This is a genomic window from Bacteroides sp., assembly GCF_029057325.1.
GTDB lineage: Bacteria > Bacteroidota > Bacteroidia > Bacteroidales > Bacteroidaceae > Bacteroides.
The window spans coordinates 1-2,756 of sequence record NZ_JAICZW010000114.1; the positions used below are offsets into that span (position 1 = coordinate 1).

The window sequence follows — 2,756 nt, forward strand, 5'->3', positions numbered from 1 at the left end:
TATACGGACTTTCCTGAAACTTGCAAGGGCAGGGTGCGATAAATCCGGTTTTTATAACACTTATTATAGGCATTGCCCGTTTTTTCTTTTCTTCTAAATATTTTTTAAGGAAAAAAACGGGCTTTTCTTTTCTGAAAACTATGCTTCTTTTTCATCAAAAGATAGCTTGTTGTTCATTGTTTCATGCCTTCTCTTGCAGCATCTCTTCCATCTTCAGCACTTCGTCGCGGTATTGGGCGGCTTCGATGAAGTCGAGCCGTTTGGCGGCTTCTTGCATCAGCTTCTTTGTGCGTTCGATGCTCTTCTCCAGTTGGGCACGGCTCATGTATTGCACAATCGGGTCGGCGGCAGCGGATGAGGCTGTCTCTTTCTCCACGTAGGGGCGGGGAGCGGAGCTTGTGGGGCTCTTGTCGGCCTTGTCGCCGGTGGTTTCGGAGGTGGCGAATACATGAAGGCCTTTCGCCTTCTTGATTTGTTGGGGGGTGATGCCGTGCTCTTCGTTGTACCTCAGCTGCTTCTCGCGGCGGCGGTTGGTTTCGTCGATGGTCAGCTGCATGCTGTCCGTGATTTTGTCGGCATACATGATGACCATGCCGTTCACGTTGCGGGCGGCACGTCCGGCGGTCTGTGTCAGCGAGCGGTGGGAGCGGAGGAAGCCTTCTTTGTCCGCATCGAGGATGGCGACTAAGGAGACTTCGGGCAAGTCGAGGCCTTCGCGCAGCAGGTTGACTCCTACCAGCACGTCGTAGAGGCCGTCGCGCAGGTCGCTCATGATTTGCACGCGCTCCAGGGTATCCACGTCGCTGTGGATGTAGTTGCACCGCACGTTGTTGTTCAGCAGGTATTCGGTCAGCTCTTCCGCCATGCGTTTGGTGAGGGTGGTGACGAGGGTACGCTCGTCTTTCTCGATGCGCTGCTGAATCTCTTCCATCAGGTCGTCTATCTGGTTCTGGCTGGGGCGTACTTCGATGATGGGGTCCAGCAGGCCTGTGGGACGGATGACCTGTTCCACCACGATGCCTTCCGATTTCATCAGTTCATAGTCGGCAGGCGTGGCGCTGACGTAAATCACCTGTTTCGCCATCTCTTCAAACTCGTCGAACTTCAGGGGGCGGTTGTCCATGGCGGCAGGCAGGCGGAAGCCGTATTCCACGAGGTTCACCTTGCGGGCGCGGTCGCCTCCATACATGGCGCGTATCTGCGGAACGCTGACGTGGCTCTCGTCGATAACTATCAGGAAATCTTCGGGAAAGAAGTCGAGCAGGCAGTAGGGGCGGGTACCGGCCGCACGTCCGTCGAAGTAGCGCGAATAGTTCTCGATGCCTGAGCAGTGTCCCAATTCGCGTATCATTTCCATGTCGTATGTCACCCGTTCCTGCAGGCGTTTGGCTTCAAACGGGCGTCCTTCGCTCTCGAACCATTGCACCTGCTTGTGCAGGTCGTCCTCTATTTCGTGGATGGCGCGCAGGGTGGCCTCTTTGGTGGTCATGAAGAGGTTGGCGGGGTAGATTTTATAGGTGTCGAAACGGGAGACCGTCACGCCGCTTACGGGGTCCACCTCTTCGATGCTGTCCACTTCGTCGCCCCAGAACACGACGCGCAGCAGGTTGTCGGCGTAGGCCAGGTAGATGTCCACAGTGTCGCCTTTCACGCGGAAGTTCCCGCGGTTCAGGTCGATGTCGTTGCGCACGTAGAGGCTCTCTACCAGCCGGCGCAGGAAGACGTTGCGGCTGAAGTTTTTGCCTTGCTGCACTTCGATGACGTTGTTGTAGAAGTCGGAGGGGTTTCCCATGCCGTAGATGCACGACACGGAGGAGACCACCACCACGTCCTTTCTGCCGGAGAGCAGGGCGGAGGTGGCGGCAAGGCGCAGTTTGTCTATCTCGTCGTTGATGGCGAGGTCTTTCTCGATATAGGTGTCCGATGCGGGCAGGTAGGCTTCGGGCTGGTAGTAGTCGTAGTAGGAGACGTAGTATTCAACGGCGTTGTTCGGAAAGAAGCCCTTGAACTCGCTGTACAATTGGGCGGCAAGCGTCTTGTTGTGGCTCAGTACCAGGGTGGGCTTGTTGATTTGGGCGATGACGTTGGCGATGGTGAATGTCTTTCCCGAACCGGTAACGCCGAGCAGCGTCTGTGCGGGAAGTCCCTGGCGCACGCCTTCGGTGAGCTGTGCGATGGCTTCCGGTTGGTCGCCGGTGGGCTGGTAGGCGGATGTTAATTCGAATTTGTTCATTTTTCTTTGCTTTGAATCGCGGCTTTTTCGATTTGCAGGAGTTAAAAGGAGTTGTCACTCCTAAGCCGGCTTGTCGGCCGATAATTCCTCTAACTCCTTTTAGCCCCTGTCAATGAAAGAGCCGTGGCTTTGAATCGGCAATATTCGGTAAAATCTTTGAGATAAACAAAAAAATTATTTACTTTGCGGCATTGATAAATAACCGTTAAATACCATAAAACATGATTTGGAACGAGAGCATTGAATGCATGGACCGCGAAAGCCTTCGCAAAATCCAGGGCATTCGCCTGAAGAAAACCGTGGAGCGTGTCTATCACGACACCCCCTTCTACCGTAAGAAGATGCAGGAATTGGGGGTCACTCCCGATGACATTAACAGCATAGACGACATCGTGAAACTGCCTTTCACGACAAAATATGATTTGCGCGACAACTATCCCTTCGGGCTTTGCGCCGTGCCGATGAGCCAGATTGTGCGCATCCACGCTTCGTCGGGAACCACCGGAAAGCCTACCGTGGTGGG

General features: G+C 54.5%; 1 protein-coding gene and 1 pseudogene. One reads left to right on the forward strand and one right to left on the reverse strand.

Annotated elements, in window-relative coordinates:
• Positions 1-181 precede the first annotated feature (181 nt).
• Positions 182-2,233, reverse strand: a complete 2,052-nt coding sequence (gene uvrB, locus K2G43_RS07085; protein ID WP_300153766.1) for an excinuclease ABC subunit UvrB — start codon at positions 2,231-2,233, stop codon at positions 182-184.
• 221 nt (positions 2,234-2,454) lie between these two features.
• Here uvrB and K2G43_RS07090 point away from each other — a divergent pair.
• Positions 2,455-2,756: pseudogene (locus K2G43_RS07090) on the forward strand (phenylacetate--CoA ligase); the annotation flags it as partial.

What these genes read in the sequence shown, in the direction of transcription:
- uvrB (WP_300153766.1), bottom strand. Translation starts at nt 2,233, where the DNA reads ATGAACAAATTCGAATTAACATCCGCCTACCAGCCCACCGGCGACCAA.